Origin of the sequence: Robinsoniella peoriensis (assembly GCF_000797495.1) — a bacterium.
GTDB lineage: Bacteria > Bacillota > Clostridia > Lachnospirales > Lachnospiraceae > Robinsoniella > Robinsoniella peoriensis.
The window spans coordinates 384459-404923 of record NZ_JTGN01000001.1; the positions used below are offsets into that span (position 1 = coordinate 384459).

Genomic DNA, 20465 nt, shown 5'->3' on the forward strand with positions numbered 1-20465 from the left:
TTTCACAACATACCCTTTCCTTCATTCACGTTTTCCCTACTATTTTAAACAACAAGTAATCTTTGCATTAAGAGGTTGGGTAAATCTCTCTACCCAATCGCCCACCTGATTTTTACCCAAAATACCATGATATTTTGTGATATCCTGCAATCGTTTATATCACTTGCAAAATCAGGAAAAAACGTGAAAATACGCTATTTTTATAGTCTTATATCACTCTAAAAAATGATTTAGTTACCCATCTGCTTTGCAACTTCAGCAGCAAAATCTTCCTGTTTCTTTTCGATACCTTCGCCAGTTTCGAAACGAACAAAGCTCTTGATTGTAATTTTAGCATTGTTAGCTTTTGCAACAGAATCCACATATGCTTTTACGTTCTGTTTTCCGTCTTCTGCTTTTACATAGATCTGATCTAATAAGCAGATTTCTTTTAATTCTTTGTTAATACGTCCCATTACCATTCCGCTGATGATCTTGTCATTCGCATCCGGTTTTTCATTTTTAGCCTGAACAGTTAAAATTTCTTTTTCTTTTTCGATGTATTCCTGGTCTACTTCATCTCTGCATGTATATACAGGTTTTAAAGCTGCAGCCTGCATAGCTACGTTTTTAGCCATTTCTTTAATATCATCGTTAACAACATCTGTTTCAACATCTACTAAAACGCCGATCTTTCCACCCATATGTGTGTAAGATGCCACGAATCCGTTTTCTTCTGTAACCTGTTTAAATCTTCTGATGTTCATGTTTTCGCCGATTACTGCGATCTGTCCTGCTAATTCTTCTTTAACAGTCTTTGTAGTATCAGCTTTCCAAGGTTCTTCCATGAATGCTTCGATATCTGCTGCATCTGTAACCATAGCCTGTGCTGCTACTTCTGCAACGTATGCCTGGAATTTTTCATTCTTTGCTACGAAGTCTGTCTCAGCATTAACTTCAACTACAACTGCTTTCTTATCATCATCAGATACAAGAACTTTACAAAGACCTTCTGCTGCGATTCTTCCTGCTTTTTTCTGAGCAGTAGCAAGTCCTTTTTCTCTTAAGAACTCAACAGCTTTGTCCATATCGCCTTCAGTTGCTGTAAGCGCTTTTTTACAATCCATCATACCAGCGCCTGTCGTTTCTCTTAATTCTTTTACCATTCCTGCGGTAATAGCCATTTTATTCTTCCTCCTGAATTTGTATTTATTATTGTAACTATCATTTGCGTTAATATTCAATTCAATTGAAAATAACTGCATAATTACATTAGTTTCTATTTTAAAATTCTACTTTACTTAAGAAAGTGCGCACTAAATTAGTGCGCATTCTCCGTTTTCTATGATTATCGCTTATGCTTCTACTTCTGTTTCAGCTTCTGCATCCATGAATTCTTCAGCAACATCTGCTTCTGCACCCTGGTTTGCTTCAATAACAGCATCTGCCATTTTAGAAACGATTAATTTTACAGCTCTGATTGCATCATCATTACCCGGGATAACGAAATCAAGTTCTTCAGGATCACAGTTTGTATCTGCAATACCGATTAACGGAATTCCCAGTGTATGAGCTTCCTGCACACAGATTCTTTCTTTCTTAGGATCTACTACGAAGATTGCATCCGGGATCTTCTTCATATCTTTGATGCCGCCCAGATTCTTCTGTAATTTATCTAATTCTTTCTTTAATGCGATAACTTCTTTTTTCGGAAGAACATCAAATGTTCCATCTTCCTGCATTGTTTCAATTTCTTTTAAACGGTTAATTCTGCTCTGGATGGTTTTGAAGTTTGTAAGCATACCGCCTAACCATCTTTCATTTACAAAGTACATGTTACAACGTTCAGCTTCGCTTTTAACAGCGTCCTGAGCCTGTTTCTTTGTTCCTACGAACAAGATTGTGCCGCCTTCTGCTGCGATGTCAGAAACTGCCTTGTATGCTGTGTCTACCATACCTACAGATTTCTGTAAGTCGATGATGTAGATACCGTTTCTTTCTGTGTAAATGTACGGAGCCATTTTAGGGTTCCATCTTCTTGTCTGATGTCCAAAGTGAACACCTGCTTCGAGTAACTGTTTCATTGAAATTACGCTCATGTTTTTTTCTCCTTTTTGGTTAAAATCCTCCGTGCATTTCACTCTTCCTCCAAAACCGGACATTCGGCACCGTCTTCGGAATCCATGCACGTGTGTTATTTTTTGCCTATGTAGTATAGCATATTATGGCAGCGAAAAGCAAGGACTTTTTCGAATAATTCGAAATATTTTGTAATATGTTCTGGGATTTTGCATATAACGAAAAAAATCCCTCCAAAGCAGCAGTGCTTTTTATTTTACACATACTGCTTTAAAGAGATCTGCTTTAATAAAACTTATTCATGACGCAGCGCATCGATGGGATTCAGCTTCGCCGCTTTTACAGATGGCAGCAGACCAAAGATGATTCCGATCAGCATCGAGAAAATAACTGAGCCAATTATTGCCGGAACACTGATTGCCACTGGAATCTGCGATATCTTGGAAATCGCCTGGGCAAGTATAATTCCTGCAATAACACCTATAATTCCTCCAAGACTGGTCAACACCGCTGCTTCCGTTAAGAACTGTCCTAAAATACTCTTTTTCTTGGCACCGATTGCTTTCTTTAATCCAATTTCACTGGTACGTTCCGTAACAGATACCAACATAATATTCATTACACCGATACCACCAACCAGAAGTGAAATACTTGCAATCCACAGGAGCTGGTTATTTGTTGCGGCACTCAGCTCTTCTTTTTCCTTTGCAATCTGCAAAACATCGGAAGCTTTGTATTTAATATTATCTGTATTGGTAACGGACGCATTTACAATGTCGGCACACTTCTTACCAATACTGCTCATGTCATCCGTATTTTCTGCCTTCATTACTATATTCTGAGGCTCGTCATACTGATATGGAATACACCATGATGAAGTCGTAAGGTAAACAATACCACTTGCTTCATTTCCTTTATAGTTGCTATAGTCCTCCATAGAATTTATAACAGGTTCAAATTGATCACTCTTAACCACCACACCAACTACGGTGAATGGCTCACCTTTTATTTCTATGGTTTTTCCAAGCGGATCTTCATCCTGAAACAGGCTTGTAGCCGCCGACTCATCCAGGATTGCTACTTTACGAAAATTTTTGTAATCTTCTTCTAAGAATGGGCGTCCCGTTTTCATTATGTAACCGCAGGTGGCGAAGTAATCCAAATCAACTCCGTAGACTCCGCCTCCGTCCAAACTGGTATTCTGATGGTAGATTCCATCTGCATACGCTCTTCTTGTATATAATGATACTTTTTCAACGCCGCTTATATCACTTATTTCTTTTTTCGTCTCTTCCGAAATTACTGGCACACCCTTAGGAAGGGCGTCGTAATCGGACAGGGAATAATCATCCCAGTCACCCTGGCTTAAGCTTACCGTAACGGTATTATTACCCCCGCCAATCAGGTTCTTTTTAATCTGCTCATTGGTTCCCTGGATTGTGGAAACAATGGATATAATAGATGCGATACCAATGATGATACCCAGCATGGTTAAAAATGACCTCATCTTATGTGACCAGATGCCCTGAAAGGACAATCGTATATTCTCTAACACTGTTCCACCTCCTAGTACATCATTTCACTGGTGTCATCAGCATCTTTTACTTTTGCACCGTTCTTAACATTTTTACCATATGGGAATGAGATCTTATCTTCGTTGGTTAAACCTTCTTTAATTTCAATGTACTGTGAAAATAATGTTTTACCTGTCTTTACAAACTGCTGCTTCAAACGGTTATTCTCGTCTACCTTGTAAACGTAGCTCTGCCCGTTTTCTGTTCTTACATAAGCCTTATATAAATAAATGGTATTTGCATTTCCCGAACCGCCGCTGATTGTGATCTGGGCAGATTCATTATTGCTCAAACCATCTGCTGATTCAATATAAGCCGTAAATGGATAGTATGAGGAATTAGAGTTTCCTTCACCAAAACCATAGCTGTTGGAATCCTCAGGATAAGGAGATATTTCTGTAATCGTAGCTGCAAAACTAATCCCGCTTTCATTACCCATTCCCTGGACAATATCGCCTTTTTTAATTGTATCCAGGTTCAGTTCACTGATTGCCCCTTTTACATACAGTCCTTCATCACTGGTGATTACAACGAAAGCTTTTCCGTCAACTTCTCCAACATTTGGATCACCAACGCTTTTTACAACGCCGTTGATTGTAGATGATATGGTTGCCTCATTTACTTCTCTTCTGGACTTTTCAATCTTCAGACTGGATTCTCTTTTATCCAGTTCCAGTTTCCGGATCTCTGCTTCTTTTTCCTTAATTGCCTGTTTTAATTCGTCTTCGGTATAGCCTTCATCAAAATCTCCCGGATCACTCCAGTCAACATCTCCCGGATCTCCCCAATTGCCGTTTTTATCATCGTCTTTAGGAGGATCATTGATATCGGTTTCCTGCTTTTTGATTCCATCACTGGTAAATACCCAGGAAGTTCCCGGCGCATAACCATGGGTGACCTTGATCGTTCCGTCAAAGCCAATGGATTTAATAAATCCTCCTGTCAGAGAATCTGCCTCACGTATTTCTAATTTCGCGTGATATCCGCTTCGGATGGATTTTTCACCCTTTTCATCAAATCCCAGCATTTTATTAATAAAGGAACCTTTGACTACCGTACCGTCCTTACAGAAGAATACATAGGGATTTTTCTTTGTTCCTTCTCCCTTATATGGCTCTGATTTGTAATCCAGAATATCATAAGGTTTAATTGTTGCTGCGGGTGAATCTGCCGGTTCATTGTAATGATAATTCAAGGTAAATGTTCCAGCCGGCTTTTCTTTCATAATCAACGAATACTCAGCTACCTCTTCTCCTTTAACCGAATAAGTTCCGGATGGATCTAAGTTTGTAAACGTTGCACTCCATTTATTATCAGCCGTTAATGTTTTTACATCTGCTTGTTTATCACCATTCATCAAAGTAACTTTTACCCCGGAAGGGTAATCAGCCAATGCATTGGTACCATGATCCCAGCCGATATTCACAATAATGCTGTTTAACTCAGCCGGAGCATCTGTCGATGGTGTCTCCGTTTGCTGATTTGTCTCTGTTGCCGGCTCCTGGCTGTCTGTTGGTTTTGTTTCCGGAACATCCGTACTGTCTCCGCTTTCACTTGATTTGGTATCCGGCGTACTGGTATCGCCAGTATTCCCGGTACTGTCTGTATCATTTGTGCTGCCCTGCATCTGACTCATAGATGCTGTAACAAAATTTTCTGTCAGGATTGCCCTTGCTTCATCTCCCGGTCCGTCATCGTCATCGTCATCGGAATCATCACTGGGACCCTGATTTGGTATATTGTGATTTGCCTTAGCTGAATTCGGAAGAGGTGTCACCTTTTTCAATTTTTCCAGGTCATTTTTCGATCCCTGTATTTTTAAATCCAGTGTCTTTCCATCCAGTTCATACATCTCCAGATTCAGTTCCATAAGGGTTGTATCATAAGACAAAAGCTTATCCCCTACCTTGACTTTATCGCCTTCTTTTACATATACCTCATTTACAATCTGATCGGAAGCCAGATGTACTTCCTGACTAATATCAGATACTATATTGGCATATAGCGTGCTTCCGTCTCCCATCATACCCATTCCCTGAAACTGAGAAACCGGAATGACCTCTACCGGATCACCACCTGATTTTACTACTTTAAACACACCAAACCCGGCGGCACCAACTACAAGGACAGAAGCAATACAGATACCTGCTATGGTAATTTTTTTCACTTGGTAACCTCCTTTGGATTGCTTTCAGAGAGTTCTCCGTCAAATATATATACCGTCCTTTTTGCACACTGTGCAATCCCCGGGTCATGGGTAATCATAACAACTGTTACCCCTTCCTCATTTAGCTTTTCAAATAACTCCATTACCTGTTTGCTGGATCTGGAGTCCAAAGCGCCTGTAGGCTCATCTGCCAGGATTATCTTCGGATTATTTACCAAAGCTCTGGCGATTGCCACCCTCTGCTTCTGTCCGCCGGAGAGCTGCGTGGGTTTGAACTCTATACGATCTTCCAGCCCAACTCTTTCCAGTGCCTGTGCCGCTCTCTTCAAACGTTCTTTCTTATGCACGCCTGCGTAAATCAACGGTAATGCTACATTTTCAAGAGCACTCTGCCTTGGAAGCAGCTGAAAGGTCTGAAATACAAATCCTACGCTCTTTAAACGCACATCCGATACAGATTCCTCTTTTAGTCCCAGTACATCCTGTCCATCCAGCAAAAATGTTCCTTTTGTCGGCTTGTCAAGACAACCGACAATATTCATAAGCGTTGATTTTCCGGAACCGGAAGGACCCATAATTGCAACATATTCACCTTTTTCTACATGAAGGCAAACATCCTTTAATACCGGGACAACCATTTTGCCCTGAATATAATCTTTATAGATATGATCTAACTCAAGAATCACTTTGTTGCCTCCATTTCTTAATTGCCTGCTGAAGCCGGCGCAGAACCATCACCTTCAATCGTTACAGGTCCCGGCGATACTACACTTCCTTCAACGTCATTTTCATCCATTGCATCATCAGCTCCATCATCATCACCTGGCGCAATCTCTGCTTCGCCGCCTTCGTCGCTGCCATTAATCTCCTGAACATCCATGCTGCCGGATACGCCATTTCCTGCATCCATTCCGCCATCCATGCTTCCTCCTGGCATTACACCTTCACCGCCCTGAAGATCTTCTGCTCCGCCGCCGCTGCCTTCATCTGAATCATTCTGTCCTGACAGATCGTTAATATTTCTGGTTACCGGAGCCCCTGCTTCTATCGTATCATCCGGATAAGCAATGTAATCTTCCGCAGTCAGTCCCTCTGTAATCTGATATTTCTGAAGATCCTCATCAAATTCTCCAAGAGTTACTTTTCGTTTTTCCAGTTTATCTTTGGAGTCTGCTGCCCATACATAGGCTTCTTCCGGTTTTTCTTCATCCATGACCAGATAGTAGCTGTCCAGCCAGATTCCATCTTTATGATCTTCCTGACCATTATCCATTTCGATATAAACGTGCTGACCCAGCATTAAACCATCAGCTGAATCCAGAATTACATAAAATGGATAATTGCTGGAAGATGTCTCAGAACTTCCACTGCTCATATACATACTGTTCTGGCTGGATTCCGGCTTGTCTGTTTCTACTGACGTTAGTGTTCCCTTCCAAGTTTTATCCTCATCCACTCTGGAACGGATAATAACCGGATTGCCTTCAATTATGGAAGACATATTCTGTTCATTGACTTTTCCTTTTACACGGTAATCCCCGGTAGCCAGTACCGTCATAAATGGTTCTGCTTCGCCGGTACTCGTTGTTGCAGTACCATCCTTATTAATGGACTTTACAACTCCGCCGATTTCACTGAGTACATCCGCATTTGCAATGGTCTTTTTCAGATTTTCAATTTCCACTGCTTTCGTTTTCTTTTCATACTCTGACCGCTTTACAGAGTTCTGGGCTGTCTGGATCTGTGTTGTATAGCTCAGCTGTTCATCTGCACCAGCTTCCTTTTTCTCCTTCTCCAGCTCAGCAATATTATTATTAGCCGTATCTATATCAGACTGAATACGTTCAAGATCAATCTGAGACTGATTCAGGGTATCTTCAGAGTCCTGGGTATCATAGGTAAATAACTTATCCCCTACTTTAACCTCCTGCCCCTCTTCTACATAGATTTCTTTTATTTTCTTATCCTGAGAAACTTCAATTTTCCAGGTTTCCTGGGGTTCTACAACACCGGAATATCTCCCGTTCAAACCATCCCCGCTGGATAGACCGGCAAGATTTGCCACGGAATCCACATATACGACATTCTTACCTGAAGCTGAGCCTGTCCCTCTGAATTTGAAAAACCATATCGCTAAACCTATTACTGCCAAGACAAGGATAACTGCTATAACAATTATAAGTTTCTTTTTCTTCTTATCCATCGTTTTCCTCCATAAATCCATAATAATGTTGATTATACCACCTGCCACTAAGCGTGTCATTAAGAATTCATTAAATTCACATAAAATTCAAAAACCACCTTTTCCTGATTTACTGCCTGTTCAGGAAAAAGTGGTTTCTAATTAATCTATGATAATGGATATTTTTCGGTCAGGCTCTGTACAAGTGCCAATGCTTTATCATGGTTTTCTTCCGGTGACTGAAGCATCATTGCAATAGCTTCAGCAATGATATCCATATCAGCTTCTACCATACCTCTGGCTGTTACTGCAGGTGTTCCAAGTCTTACACCGCTTGTTACAAATGCCGACTGGGGATCATTTGGAATTGTATTCTTATTGCAGGTGATATTAACGCTGTCTAAAATTTTCTCAACTGCTTTTCCGGTCTGTCCAAGAACGGATAAATCAACCAGCATCAGGTGATTATCTGTACCTCCGGATACAATCTTAATACCACGGCTCATCAGACCTTTGCTCAGTGCCTGGGCATTCTTAACAATATTTTTCTGATATTCTTTATATTCATCGGATAATGCTTCTTTAAAGCAGACTGCTTTTGCTGCAATCACGTGCATCAGAGGTCCTCCCTGAATTCCTGGAAATACTGCTTTATTGAAGTTGAATTTTTTTGCTGTTTCTTCACTGCATAAGATCAAACCACCACGTGGTCCGCGAAGTGTCTTATGGGTTGTCGTTGTTACAACGTCAGCGTATGGGATTGGGCTTGGATGAACTCCGGCTGCTACCAGTCCTGCAATATGTGCCATATCGACCATCAGATATGCATTTACTTCATCTGCAATCTCCCGGAATTTCTTAAAGTCGATGGTTCTTGCATATGCGCTTGCACCTGCAACGATCATTTTCGGTTTTGATTCCAGGGCAATTCTTCTTACTTCTTCATAATCGATAAAGCCTTCATCATTTACCCCATAAGGAACCGCATTAAAATAAGCTCCGGACATATTAGCCGGACTTCCATGTGTCAGATGTCCGCCGTGTGCAAGATTCATTCCCATCACGGTATCTCCTGGCTTTAACATTGCAAAAAATACAGCCATATTAGCCTGTGCTCCGGAATGGGGCTGAACATTTGCATAAGTACATCCAAAAATCTCTTTTGCTCTTTCTATGGCCAGAGTTTCAACAACATCCACACATTCGCATCCGCCATAATAACGCTTACCCGGATACCCTTCTGCATATTTGTTTGTCAGCGGGCTTCCCATTGCCGCCATTACTGCTTTACTAACCCAGTTTTCAGATGCTATCAACTCTATATGGCTGTTTTGCCGATCCTGTTCTGCTTCGATTGCCGACGCTACCTCTGGGTCTACTGACCTTACTTCATCCAGTGAATACATATTCAATCCTCCTAAGATATTTTAACACATTGCAGTATTAATATATCGGTTTTTTCAAAAATTGTCAAGAGGTTTGACAATCTGCCCTTTTTCGTATAAACTATAGTAGATGACACAGATTCAGTATGAGATGAAACTTATTACTAAATTTGTCAAATACTGTCGAAAGGATTTCACATGTACTCAATTACAACATTTTATCTTATTCTGATCAATCTTATTGGTTTCCTTTCCATGGGTCTGGATAAGAGCAAAGCAAGGCGCGGCAAATGGCGCATAAAGGAACGGACACTATTCCTCATTGCTCTGGTTGGCGGAAGTACCGGTTCTCTGTGCGGTATGTATTTTTTTAGACATAAGACAAAACACAGATCATTTGTTATAGGAATCCCTGCTATATTAATTTTACAGGCAGCCGGATTCGTTAGTTACTATTTTATTTTTTAAAGGAGACTCCCATGAAGAAATATTCCATCAGATTGTTATTGTCTGTACTTTTTTTATGTGTGATATTTGTTCCGCTCTCAGGCTGTACGGACAGTGCACCCAAAAAAACCGTAAAAAAAGAACTTAATCTGATCCAGCATCTGGATGAAAATACAATTAAGTCTTTCATTTCCTATGAAGACATGATACATACTCACTCCAGCTCTGAAGCAATCAGCCCGGAAGCAACCGAATCCATTAAATTATTTTTCAAGAACTTCACTTACAAAATTAAATCGACAAAAATTGACGGCGATCATGCGACTGTTGCCGTCGAAATCAAAAATCTTGATACAAATGCACTGGCCAAGGATCTTTGCAAAGCCCTCATTGCCCAAAGTGCTTCCTTAGAGAACGAATCCCAGGAAATCTCCGGTTTAACTCCCTACTTCACTTTATTACACAATTTTCTATCCAAGAACAGCTATGACCTTATCACTACAACTGCAGAAATCCCACTTACCAAAAACGATGATAACTGGTCTATCGATAATTCACCTGAATTAGAAGATGCCCTGGTCAGCGGTTTTGTTTCCCAGTTAAAAAACCCTTACCTGATTACACCGGAAGAAGTTCTATCCATATACATGGAGAGCTTTAAAAAACTGGATGCAAAGGGTTGGATACAGTATCTGGGAATGGAAGATATTTTCGCTACTGGAAATGCTCTCTATCCGGAAATCGACCTTGCATTGGCAGACCAGATCGAAAAATATTTTGATTATAAGATACACACTTCCACGCAGGACGAAAATTATGCAACTGTCAATGTGGATATTACCAGTCTGGACTTGGAAAGTGTACTTCATACATACCGGGATCTTCTTATGAAATATGCCAATACAACCGCTGCAATAAGAGCAACGGATTCGGAGTTGTCGGACAAGACCTCCAAGTATCTTTTAGAAGCGTTAAAAGCTAATAAACAGGCAATTACCAAAAATATAGACTTAAAGCTGGCAAATGACGGGTCAAGCTGGGTTCTTCAGCTGAATGACGGCTTTTCTGATGCCCTTCTTGGAGATATCAGCGCTGCACTTTCCGCATTCAGCCAGCCGGAAAGTGAAGAAAATTCATAATGTAATAAAAAACGGAAACTACATGCAGATGCAGTTTCCGTTTTTTATTTATTTTACTTTTACCGCTGCGGCTTTACTGTAAGATCCGTAAATACGCTTTCCGGTAGAGTCTTCTTTATACGCACGCACCTTTACATAATACTTTCTGCCGCTTTTCAGCTTCTTAACAGTCTTGTTCAGCAATCCCGTATTCAAAGATTTTTTGCCTTTTGTAAAGGAAGAATTTGCTGCATATAAAATCTGATAGCCCTTTGCTCCCTTTACCTCTTTTGTGGATACAACCATCCGGGTCTTCGTTGTACTGGATAAGCTGATCCCAGATACTTTTTTCACTTTAACCTTTGTCCACTGGGCATAGACGGTGCGGTTCTTTGCCGACTTAATCTTTTTGTCAGAAGTAATTTTACTTCCGCCCTTTTTCTTGGTATACCAGCCTTTAAACTCATATCCTGCTCGTTTAGCAGATGGCAGTGTTCCATAGAATGATCCGTATTTAATGGTCTTAGATGCCTTACCAGACTTACCACCATTACCATTAAACTTAACTTCATAATTCATTTTTGAAGGTATGGTTACCTTTTTGCCCTTCTTCACCTTATTGTTACCACTGCCTTTTGAAGCTACGATTTTGCTGATGTTCTTACAGTTCTTTCCGTAATCCAGAGTTAAGCCTGAGCCATTAATTCCTGCATTGTAGAAAGTCTGGAAGTAAGCCTCTAAGCCATCGATTTCATCATCGCCTCCATAAGCTCCATCTTCAAAGATCGGTTTTCTCAGATCTGCATTAATGATCATTTTACCCTGCAGATTTACACACTCTTTAAAGGTATTGATCATGTTATTTACACTCTTTGGTATATCCGGAGCCTGACGTAAACTGGTACAATAAGTAAATGTTCCCATCATATCCTGAACATTATTTGAAATGGCATAGACCTGGGTTAATTTACTGCAACCAGAAAATGTATAACGCATAGAGGTTACGGAATCCGGAATCTCGGTTGCTGTTTTTAAGGAACTGCAGCCCTGGAAAGTGCTGTACATCTCTTTTACTCCATTTGGTATGGATGGTGTCTTTGTTAAACTTTTACAATTATAGAATGTTTCATGCAGAGAAGTTACCCCCTTTGGTATAGTCGGAGCCTTCTTTAAACTTTCACATCCGCTGAATGTATTTGATAAATTTCTTACCGTTGCCGGAATCTTCGGGGCATCCTCCAAGCTGGAACATCCCTCAAAAGTGTAATAAAGATTCTTTATTTTTTCCGGAAGTACCGGTGCGTTCTTTAACTTTTTACAGCCACGGAAAGTCTCTTCTAAATTGGTAACACCTGATGGTATTTTTGGAGCTTTTGTAATGCTTACACATCCTGAAAATGTCGCCTCCATATTTGTCACACCGGAAGGTATGGATGGTGCTTTTGTTAAATTACTGCAGCCGGAAAACGCAAATCTTAAGTCCTTCACACTGGATGGGATAGACGGTGCCTTCGTTATACTTCTGCAGTCCTCGAAAGCTCCGGATATATTCTCTGCTTTTGACGGCAGCTCAGGGATCTCCAGCAGATTAATACATCCTGAGAAAATCTGAGATAAATCAGTGGCACCCTGTGGTAAATTTTCTACTTCTTTGAGCGCTGTACATCTGGTAAATGCACTGCTGATATCTTTAATATTTTTATTCTGGGGCAGATCATAAAATTTTTCCAGACTGGTACAATCCTGAAATACACCTTTTAAATTTACTACACTGTCCGGTATTCCGGATACTGTCTTCAGCCCGCTGCATTCTGCAAAGGCATATTGCATATTATTATCTTCAAACTTAACTCCACTCTCAAACTGAATGGATGCAATCAGCCTGTTTTTACTAAATACCCCGTTTTTTGCCCGATCCCCGGTTTTACCTACCACGATCGCATAATCTGTATTGCTGAGTTTTATTTTGTCAGGAACAACGACCGTGGCATCGCTTCCAATATATTTACGCACGGTAATCGTCTTCGTCTTTTCATTTACATCATAATTCCATTTACTTGAAAAATTCTCGTATCTCCAGACTGCAAATAATTTCTGGTCTTCTTTTAAACTGTAAACCGTCTCAGAGGTAACAATTTGCGATCCAATCTTATCCGTACTCCATCCGGCAAAATGATAACCTGTTTTTACGGGTGTTGGAAGCTCCCCATACTTGTCACCGGTTTTCACGGACTTTCTGTCCGGATTCACCGTACCGCCATTCGCATCAAAGTAAAGCTGGTATCTTCCGGTACTTGGAACGGTAACCAGCTTCCCTTTCGTTACCTTATTGTTCCCTGCACCCCTGGTTGCAATAATCTGATCAATATTTTTACAATCCGCCGTGTAATTTACGATCAATCCACTGCCGCCTTTGGCTGCATTCAGGAAACAGTTCTGGTTCCCATGAATTAATTTGCCTTCATTGTTATAATAATCCCGCGGATTTCCGGACAAAACCATTTCTCCCTGTAGTTTACTACAATCTTCGAAAGTGCTTCTCATATCGATAACACCATCCGGTATAGCAGGAGCCTGTACAAGATTGGTACAGCCCTTAAATGCATTTTGAAGATATATTACACTGTCTGGTAGCACAGGAGCTTTTATCAAACTGGTACAGCCTTCAAATGCATACTGCATATCCACTACTCCATTTTTAATTTCCGGTATCTCAACCAGACTTGTACATTGGCTGAAGGTATTATTCAGATAAACGACACTGGATGGGATAACCGGAGCTTTTACTAATTTTACACATCCACTGAAAGTTGCAACCATACTCACAACATGGTCTGGTATCACAGGTGCCTCGCTTAAACTGCTGCATCCATCAAATGCTGCGTCAAGATTTGTAACCGTATTCGGAATAACAGGCGCTTTGGTTAAACTTGTACACCCTCTGAATGTATCTTTCAGGCTGACAATTCCAGCCGGCAATTGAGGGGTCTGTTCTAAGCTTTTACAGCCGTAGAACGCAGAATCAATATTTGTGACTCCTGCCGGTATTGTTGTAATCTGTTTCAGATTTGCGCAGTCTCTGAAAATACCATCTATTTCAGTCACACCATCCGGAATAACAGGTGCCTGAACAAGACTGCTGCATTTTTCAAATGCCCCCTGCATCTTTTTGGTATTCACAGGTATACCGCTTACATCCGTCAATCCGGTACATCCGTAGAATGCATATGACAAATCATTGTCTTCAATATTAACACCGTTATCAAACTGTACGGTCTTTATCTCCTTGTTGCCGCAAAAAGCGCCCGCATAATAATCTTCAATTTCCTCGTCATCAAATTGAAATTGTGCTTTTCTTATAATTACTCCATATTCGTTATTATTAATTTGAACATTTGATGGCACAAATACATTAACATCGGCACCTTTATACTTTGTCAAAATCACTTTATCTTCTTCTTTGTTAAAAATATATTCCCAGTTTTTCTTTAAATATATATCATCATATTGTCCTGAACCAATCTCTTTATTCAGTGCTTCTTCCGACTTTAAATCCAACGATTCATTGCCGACAGTCTGTGTTTGAGTTTCAGGCTGGTCCACAGCGGTTGTATCCGTTTCTTCCGTCAGGGCTATATCCTCTGTTTCCGGTATTTCTTCCGTAACTGCCGCTTCAGGCTCTTCTGTCTGGATATCTGCCGAAATCCCCGGTTCCTCTGTTATTTCCCCTGCTTCTGGCTCTGTCAGGTCTTCAGTCTCCTTTTTATTGTCTGCTTTATTTTTCTCTTGTGTTTCCTCTCTGCGAAGATCATTTCCTTTGACTGCTCCCACATTAGCTGCCTGCCCTGTCTCATTCTGCAATTCATCATTATCCGCTAATGCAGTAATGCCGGACGTAGAAATAAGTGACGCACAAAGCAGAATGCTCATAATACGTTTACCTTGTTTCCATCGTTTCATAGCTCACGCTCCTTTTCTGATCGTATACACAATCTCTGTTTTTATTTAATTTTTGTACCTATCGAAGCATAAATATTTGATAATTTATATTAAATCAAATTCTCATCACACTTCTATATTAAAAATTATAGCACAATTCCCTGAAAATTCTATAACCATTTACAATTTATTATCAAATACTTCTTCTGGTTTACAATTAAACACACTACAATCTGCCGCAACTTCCTGATTTACAACAATTGTAGTGCAAACGGCATCCCCGGTTATATTGACATAGTTCCTTGATATCTCCCATTACCGTAAAAAAAGAACTATCCGGATGACAGTCCGGATAGCTCATATATAATATTTCTATCATTCAATTTTACTCTGATTCTTTTTCTTCTTCCTGAGCCGCTACTATTTTCAGTTCTAATTCATCTAACTGCTTCTCATCTACAACCCCCGGTGCTCCTGTCATCAGGCAGGACGCATCCTTCACTTTCGGGAATGCAATCACTTCACGGATGCTGTCTTCTTTTGTCATCAGCATGATCAGCCTGTCCAGTCCATAAGCCAGTCCTGCGTGGGGTGGAACTCCGTATTTAAATGCATTTAACAGGTATCCGAAACGCTCCTCTGCCTGTTCTTTTGTGAATCCCAGAACTTCAAACATTTTTGCCTGAACATCATTCTGGAAGATTCGGACACTGCCGCCTCCGAGCTCGGTACCGTTAAGTACGATATCGTATGCTTTCGCTCTGACTGCACCAGGATCTGTATCGATCTTATCTAAATCTTCTTCCATCGGCATGGTAAATGGATGATGCATAGCTGCAAAACGCTGCTGTTCTTCTGACCACTCCAGAAGCGGAAACTCCGTTACCCAGAGGAACTTATAATCATCCTTAGAGAGAATTCCCATATTTTTTGCAATCTCAAGGCGAAGATTTCCTAATACATCCCAGACAACCTTATTCTTATCCGCCGCAAACAGCAGTAAATCCCCAGGTTCTCCACCCATTGCTGCAACGATTGCTTTTAATTCCTCTTCTGACATAAATTTCGCAAAGGAGGACTTAAAAGTGCCATCCGGATTGATCACCAGGTAGGCAAGACCTTTGGCGCCATAGCCTTTGGCAAATTCAACAAGTGCATCTATTTTCTTACGAGGCATGCTTCCCTGCCCTTTCGCATTAATGCCGCGTACACTTCCGCCATTATCAAGGGCTCCTTTAAATACTACAAATCCGCAGTCCTTTACAACTTCTGATATATCTTTTAATTCCATACCAAAACGGATATCCGGTTTATCGGACCCATAACGATCCATTGCATCCTGCCATGTCATTCTCGGAATCGGAAGTGGCACATCAATACCGATAGCTTCCTTGAAGATCTTAGCTAACAGTCTTTCGTTGACTTCAATTACATCATCTATGTCTACAAAAGACATCTCCATATCGATCTGTGTAAATTCCGGCTGTCTGTCCGCCCTTAAATCCTCATCACGGAAACATTTTGCAATCTGGAAGTAGCGGTCAAAACCGGAACACATCAGCAGCTGCTTAAATAACTGGGGTGACTGTGGAAGAGCATAGAAATTACCGGGATGCACACGGCTTGGAACCAGGTAATCACGAGCACCTTCCGGGGTACTATTTATTAAAATCGGAGTTTCAATTTCCAGGAAGCCTTCTTCCGCAAGGAAAGTTCGTACAGAAGTAGCCACCTTACTTCTTAGCATCAGGTTTCTCTGAAGATTTGGTCTTCTAAGGTCTAAATATCGGTATTTTAAACGAAGTTCATCTTTTGTCTGGATATTTTCCTCTACCGGGAAAGGCGGTGTATCAGATTCAGAAAGAATACGAAGTTCCGTAGCGCGAAGCTCCCATTCTCCTGTTGCCAGATGTTCATTTACAGCTCCGGAACGGTTTTCCAGAATTCCTTTTACTGCAATTACAAATTCACTGCGCAGTTTTCCTGCTTTCTCAAATCCCTCTGTTCCAATATCATTTTCATCAAACACGATCTGAAGTATCCCGGAGCGGTCTCTCAGATCCACAAAGATCAGACTTCCAAGATTTCTCCTTTTCTGTACCCATCCCATTGCAATGATCTCGGTACTAATGTCGGACTTTGTAACCTCCGCACATCTGTGTGTTCTCTTAAGGCCTTTCATTGATTCTGCCATTTCTCTTATCCTCCATCATCAAAGCGGACATTTAAAATCCACTTTGTTACTTTTATTATACACGCTCTAAACAAATAATCCCGGAATATCCGTTAATGCCACTTCTGTCTGTTCCCCGGTTTCCATATCTTTTACCCTTGCCACACCTTTTTCAAGCTCGTCAGAACCGATGACCACCGTTTTCTTTGCTCCGATTTTGTTCGCATATTTCATCTGGGCTTTCACGCTGCGGTCCATATAGTCTGTTTCCACGATAATTCCGTGGCTTCTGATTTCATTTACAAGCTTATATGCCTTTGCTTTCGCTTCTTTTCCCAGAATTCCCACATATAATTCAACCGAATCTTCTGACGGGAGCTGAACACCTTCTTTTTCCAGGAAGTATAAAATTCGTTCGATCCCCATTCCAAATCCTACCGAAGGAATATCCTGCTTCTCATCGATTTCATGAATCAGTCCGTCATAACGTCCGCCTCCGCAGAGTGTAAAACCTTCCGAATTTACAAATTCAAAAACAGTTTTTGTATAGTAGTCCAGCCCTCTGACAATTCCTGTATCTATTTCGTAGGGCACGTTCAATTCATCTAATAGTGCCTGTAATTCCTCAAAGTGCTCTCTGCACTCCTCATCCAGATATTCAATTGTTCTAGGTGCCTTGTCCACAATCGTTTTACAGGTATCCACTTTACAGTCCAGCACACGAAGGGGATTTTTCAGCATTCTCTCACGACAGGTGGGACATAGCTGTTCTTCATGTTCTTTTAAGTACGCAAGGAGGGCATCATTATAAGTTTTACGGCAATCCTTGCAGCCGATACTGTTAATATGAAGCTTTGCATCGGATAATCCTAATTTACGAATCAGGGTAGATACCAGTGTAATCACTTCGACTTCTGCCAATGGACTTTTGGATCCTACAAATTCCACTCCGAACTGGTGATGCTGTCTGAGTCTGCCGCTTTGAGGTTTTTCATAACGAAATGCCGGTGTCACATAAAATAATTTTGTAGGTGCAGGCTGTGCGTACATGTTGTGCTCCAGGTAAGCTCTCATAACCGGGGAGGTGCCCTCCGGCTTTAAAGTAATGCTGCGGTCACCTTTATCTAAAAAGGTATACATCTCTTTTTGTACTACGTCTGTCGTTTCCCCAACTCCACGCTGGAACAACACAGTATGCTCGAACACAGGGGTAATAATTTCAGATATATGATACGTTTTGGCTAAATCTCTTGCTATTTTTTCTACCAGGGTACGCTTGTGCATCTCTTCTCCGTACCAATCCTGTACTCCTCTGGGTGCCTGTGTAATCATGACAAGTCCTCCTCTATTTCAATCTCTATATTTTCTTTGTCTAATATTTCTTCTATCCCATCTTGATGTATGACTCTTAAAAATGCAAGGAATATTTTCATATCGAAATTCTTTACTTCCGCAATCATCAATTCCACAGCAGCATCCATTTCAAAAGACCTGCGGTATGGACGGTCGGAAGTTAAAGCCGCAAAGACATCGCACACTCTTAAGATCCTTGCTCCTATAGGGATCTCTTCCTCTGCCAGATTGGATGGATATCCAGTACCATCATAGTTTTCGTGATGATACAGAATACTGTCCAAAACTTTCATGGAATAACCCTCTTTATGCAAAATAGCATAACTGAGCGTAGAGTGTGTACGAACATACCGCATCTCTTCAACCGTTAAGGTTTCTTCTTCCCGTCCATAGATATATTTTGCAAGTTCCATCTTACCTATATCATGGAGAAAACCGGCAATTGCCATCTCATGGCAATCTTCCTCACAAAGGCCCAGTTCTCTGGACACACGGCTGGCCAGATTACTGACACACATTCCATGTGCAATTTCCTTTGCAAGATCTATTTGTATGATGTGACATGTTCGTTGTTTACGAGTTTCTGTCATTCCAATTCCCCTTCGTATAGTAAGAAGCCTTTTCGCTTCCGTTCTATCATTTCATCAATACGTTCGATATAACCTTTAATATCTTTTACATTTTCTATGCGTTCAATATGTTCCTCATCCGGCACAAGTTTGGTAGCTGCTCCCGCCCCCAATGCCAGAATACTCTGTTTTTCTTCCATAATCAGAATATTGTAAATACCTGCTTTATCCGGCTTAGCATAACCCACATTTTCAAAATTTCCCGCCATATTCTTCTGTCGGTACAGGTAATAAGGTGTCAGTCCGCTTTTGCTCACATAATCAGATGTCATGTCCATAATTTCCTGATTATTCGTAAATGTCATCTCTTTATACTGATCTCTAAACATGTTCAGCCTTGCCGCGCGTTTCACTGCAAGGGAATGGACTGTAATACTTTCCGGATCCATCTCCACTACTTCCTGAAGTGTATGCTCCACCTCAGATTTACCTTCACCTGGAAGTCCTACAATCAAATCCATGTTAATATTATCAAATCCTGCATCCCGTGCCAGAGCAAATGCTTCTTTGGTCTGCGCCACCGTATGGCGCCTGCCTATAATATCCAGCGTCTTATCATTCATCGTCTGAGGATTTATCGAAATCCTGGTAACCGGATGTCTGCGTATCGCCTCTAACTTTTCCATTGTAATACTGTCAGGCCTTCCGGCTTCCACCGTGTACTCCTGGATTTTACTGATATCAAAACAGGATTCAATCTTATTCATAAGACGCTCTATCTGTTCCGGTTCCAAAGTCGTAGGTGTTCCTCCCCCTATATAAATCGTATTGAGTTCACGGTTTTTATAGAGCTTTGCAGCAAACTCCATCTCCTTACAAAGTGCGTCAAGATAAGCGTCCACTTTATGCTTCCACACTGACAGCGGGCTGGAACTAAACGAACAATAGAGACAGATACTGGGGCAAAATGGAATTCCTATATATAGACTATAACCATTTTTATAATTTATATCCTTTAAAATATAGCTTTCCCGGTTTGCAATCATAACACTCAGTGAGGTTTTTTCATTGCTGCAATAATATGTATTGCGCATATAATCCGCTATCTCAGTATTCTTAAGTCCCTGTTCTAACAGAGCCATTGGAATCTTCGTAGGGCGAATGCCTGTCAACGTCCCCCAGGGCAGTTCCTGACCCGAACGTTCTCTAAGCATTTCATAAAGCAGGCGTTTCAGCCGGTTCTTTGTTTCCTTACGATTGGCATAATAATCCAGCTGAATGCTTCGTCCATCCAGCTTTTCCCGATCCGGTCCATAAAATGTTATGGCAATGCCGGTGTCACTGTAGGAAATCATGATATAAAAATCAAAAGACCCTTCCACCAGATCTTCCCCGTAATAGACAGGTACATCCACCCCCGGATAGAATGCTCTCACCAGTGAATGGATATCATATTCGAAATCTCTCTTATTCAATTGTACTGCAATCATCATTTTCTCC

14 protein-coding genes are annotated in these 20465 nt (G+C 40.9%); 2 read left to right on the forward strand and 12 right to left on the reverse strand.

The window, feature by feature from the left end:
* Nucleotides 1-230 precede the first annotated feature (230 nt).
* From tsf to glyA, 7 genes are all read right to left on the reverse strand, one after another.
* Complete coding sequence (gene tsf, locus QR40_RS01645; protein WP_027293603.1) at nucleotides 231-1163, reverse strand: translation elongation factor Ts; 933 nt, start codon at nucleotides 1161-1163, stop codon at nucleotides 231-233.
* A 171-nt stretch (nucleotides 1164-1334) separates the two neighbouring features.
* Nucleotides 1335-2078, reverse strand: a complete 744-nt coding sequence (gene rpsB / locus QR40_RS01650) for a 30S ribosomal protein S2 (RefSeq protein WP_027293602.1) — start codon at nucleotides 2076-2078, stop codon at nucleotides 1335-1337.
* 275 nt (nucleotides 2079-2353) lie between these two features.
* Entirely contained in the window at nucleotides 2354-3613 is a 1260-nt protein-coding gene (locus QR40_RS01655) for an ABC transporter permease (RefSeq protein ID WP_027293601.1), read from the reverse strand.
* Nucleotides 3614-3624: 11 nt separating this feature from the next.
* Nucleotides 3625-5799 (reverse strand): Cna B-type domain-containing protein, encoded by a 2175-nt coding sequence (locus QR40_RS01660; RefSeq protein WP_044293065.1) that lies wholly within the window; start codon nucleotides 5797-5799, stop codon nucleotides 3625-3627.
* Nucleotides 5796-6485 (reverse strand): ABC transporter ATP-binding protein, encoded by a 690-nt coding sequence (locus tag QR40_RS01665; RefSeq protein WP_044293067.1) that lies wholly within the window; start codon nucleotides 6483-6485, stop codon nucleotides 5796-5798. Before QR40_RS01665 ends, QR40_RS01660 begins: the two co-directional genes overlap by 4 nt.
* A 17-nt stretch (nucleotides 6486-6502) precedes the next feature.
* Entirely contained in the window at nucleotides 6503-8002 is a 1500-nt protein-coding gene (locus QR40_RS01670) for an efflux RND transporter periplasmic adaptor subunit (RefSeq protein WP_044293069.1), read from the reverse strand.
* A 146-nt stretch (nucleotides 8003-8148) separates the two neighbouring features.
* A complete protein-coding gene (glyA, locus tag QR40_RS01675; RefSeq protein ID WP_027293598.1) occupies nucleotides 8149-9387 on the reverse strand; it encodes a serine hydroxymethyltransferase in 1239 nt (412 codons plus the stop codon).
* Between the two features lie 177 nt (nucleotides 9388-9564).
* Between glyA and QR40_RS01680 the strand changes: the two genes are divergently transcribed.
* Both QR40_RS01680 and QR40_RS01685 read left to right on the forward strand, forming a co-directional pair.
* Nucleotides 9565-9834 carry a DUF1294 domain-containing protein gene (locus QR40_RS01680; RefSeq protein WP_027293597.1) on the forward strand — a complete coding sequence of 90 codons (270 nt, stop codon included), beginning with the start codon at nucleotides 9565-9567 and terminating at the stop codon, nucleotides 9832-9834.
* An 11-nt stretch (nucleotides 9835-9845) separates the two neighbouring features.
* Complete coding sequence (locus QR40_RS01685) at nucleotides 9846-10952, forward strand: hypothetical protein (protein ID WP_044293070.1); 1107 nt, start codon at nucleotides 9846-9848, stop codon at nucleotides 10950-10952.
* Nucleotides 10953-11000: 48 nt separating this feature from the next.
* Here QR40_RS01685 and QR40_RS29390 read toward each other — a convergent pair whose 3' ends face one another.
* The 5 genes from QR40_RS29390 to hemZ form a co-directional block, all read right to left on the reverse strand.
* Entirely contained in the window at nucleotides 11001-14891 is a 3891-nt protein-coding gene (locus QR40_RS29390; RefSeq protein ID WP_052430651.1) for a leucine-rich repeat protein, read from the reverse strand.
* Between the two features lie 364 nt (nucleotides 14892-15255).
* Nucleotides 15256-17064 (reverse strand): aspartate--tRNA ligase, encoded by a 1809-nt coding sequence (gene aspS, locus QR40_RS01700; protein ID WP_044293072.1) that lies wholly within the window; start codon nucleotides 17062-17064, stop codon nucleotides 15256-15258.
* Between the two features lie 66 nt (nucleotides 17065-17130).
* Nucleotides 17131-18375, reverse strand: coding sequence for a histidine--tRNA ligase (gene hisS, locus QR40_RS01705; RefSeq protein WP_044293074.1), 1245 nt, complete (start codon nucleotides 18373-18375; stop codon nucleotides 17131-17133).
* Nucleotides 18372-18986 carry an HD-GYP domain-containing protein gene (locus QR40_RS01710; protein ID WP_044289295.1) on the reverse strand — a complete coding sequence of 205 codons (615 nt, stop codon included), beginning with the start codon at nucleotides 18984-18986 and terminating at the stop codon, nucleotides 18372-18374. The genes hisS and QR40_RS01710 overlap by 4 nt, the downstream gene beginning before the upstream one ends.
* Nucleotides 18983-20455, reverse strand: a complete 1473-nt coding sequence (gene hemZ, locus QR40_RS01715) for a coproporphyrinogen dehydrogenase HemZ (RefSeq protein WP_044293075.1) — start codon at nucleotides 20453-20455, stop codon at nucleotides 18983-18985. The genes QR40_RS01710 and hemZ overlap by 4 nt, the downstream gene beginning before the upstream one ends.
* Between the last annotated feature and the right edge of the window lie 10 nt (nucleotides 20456-20465).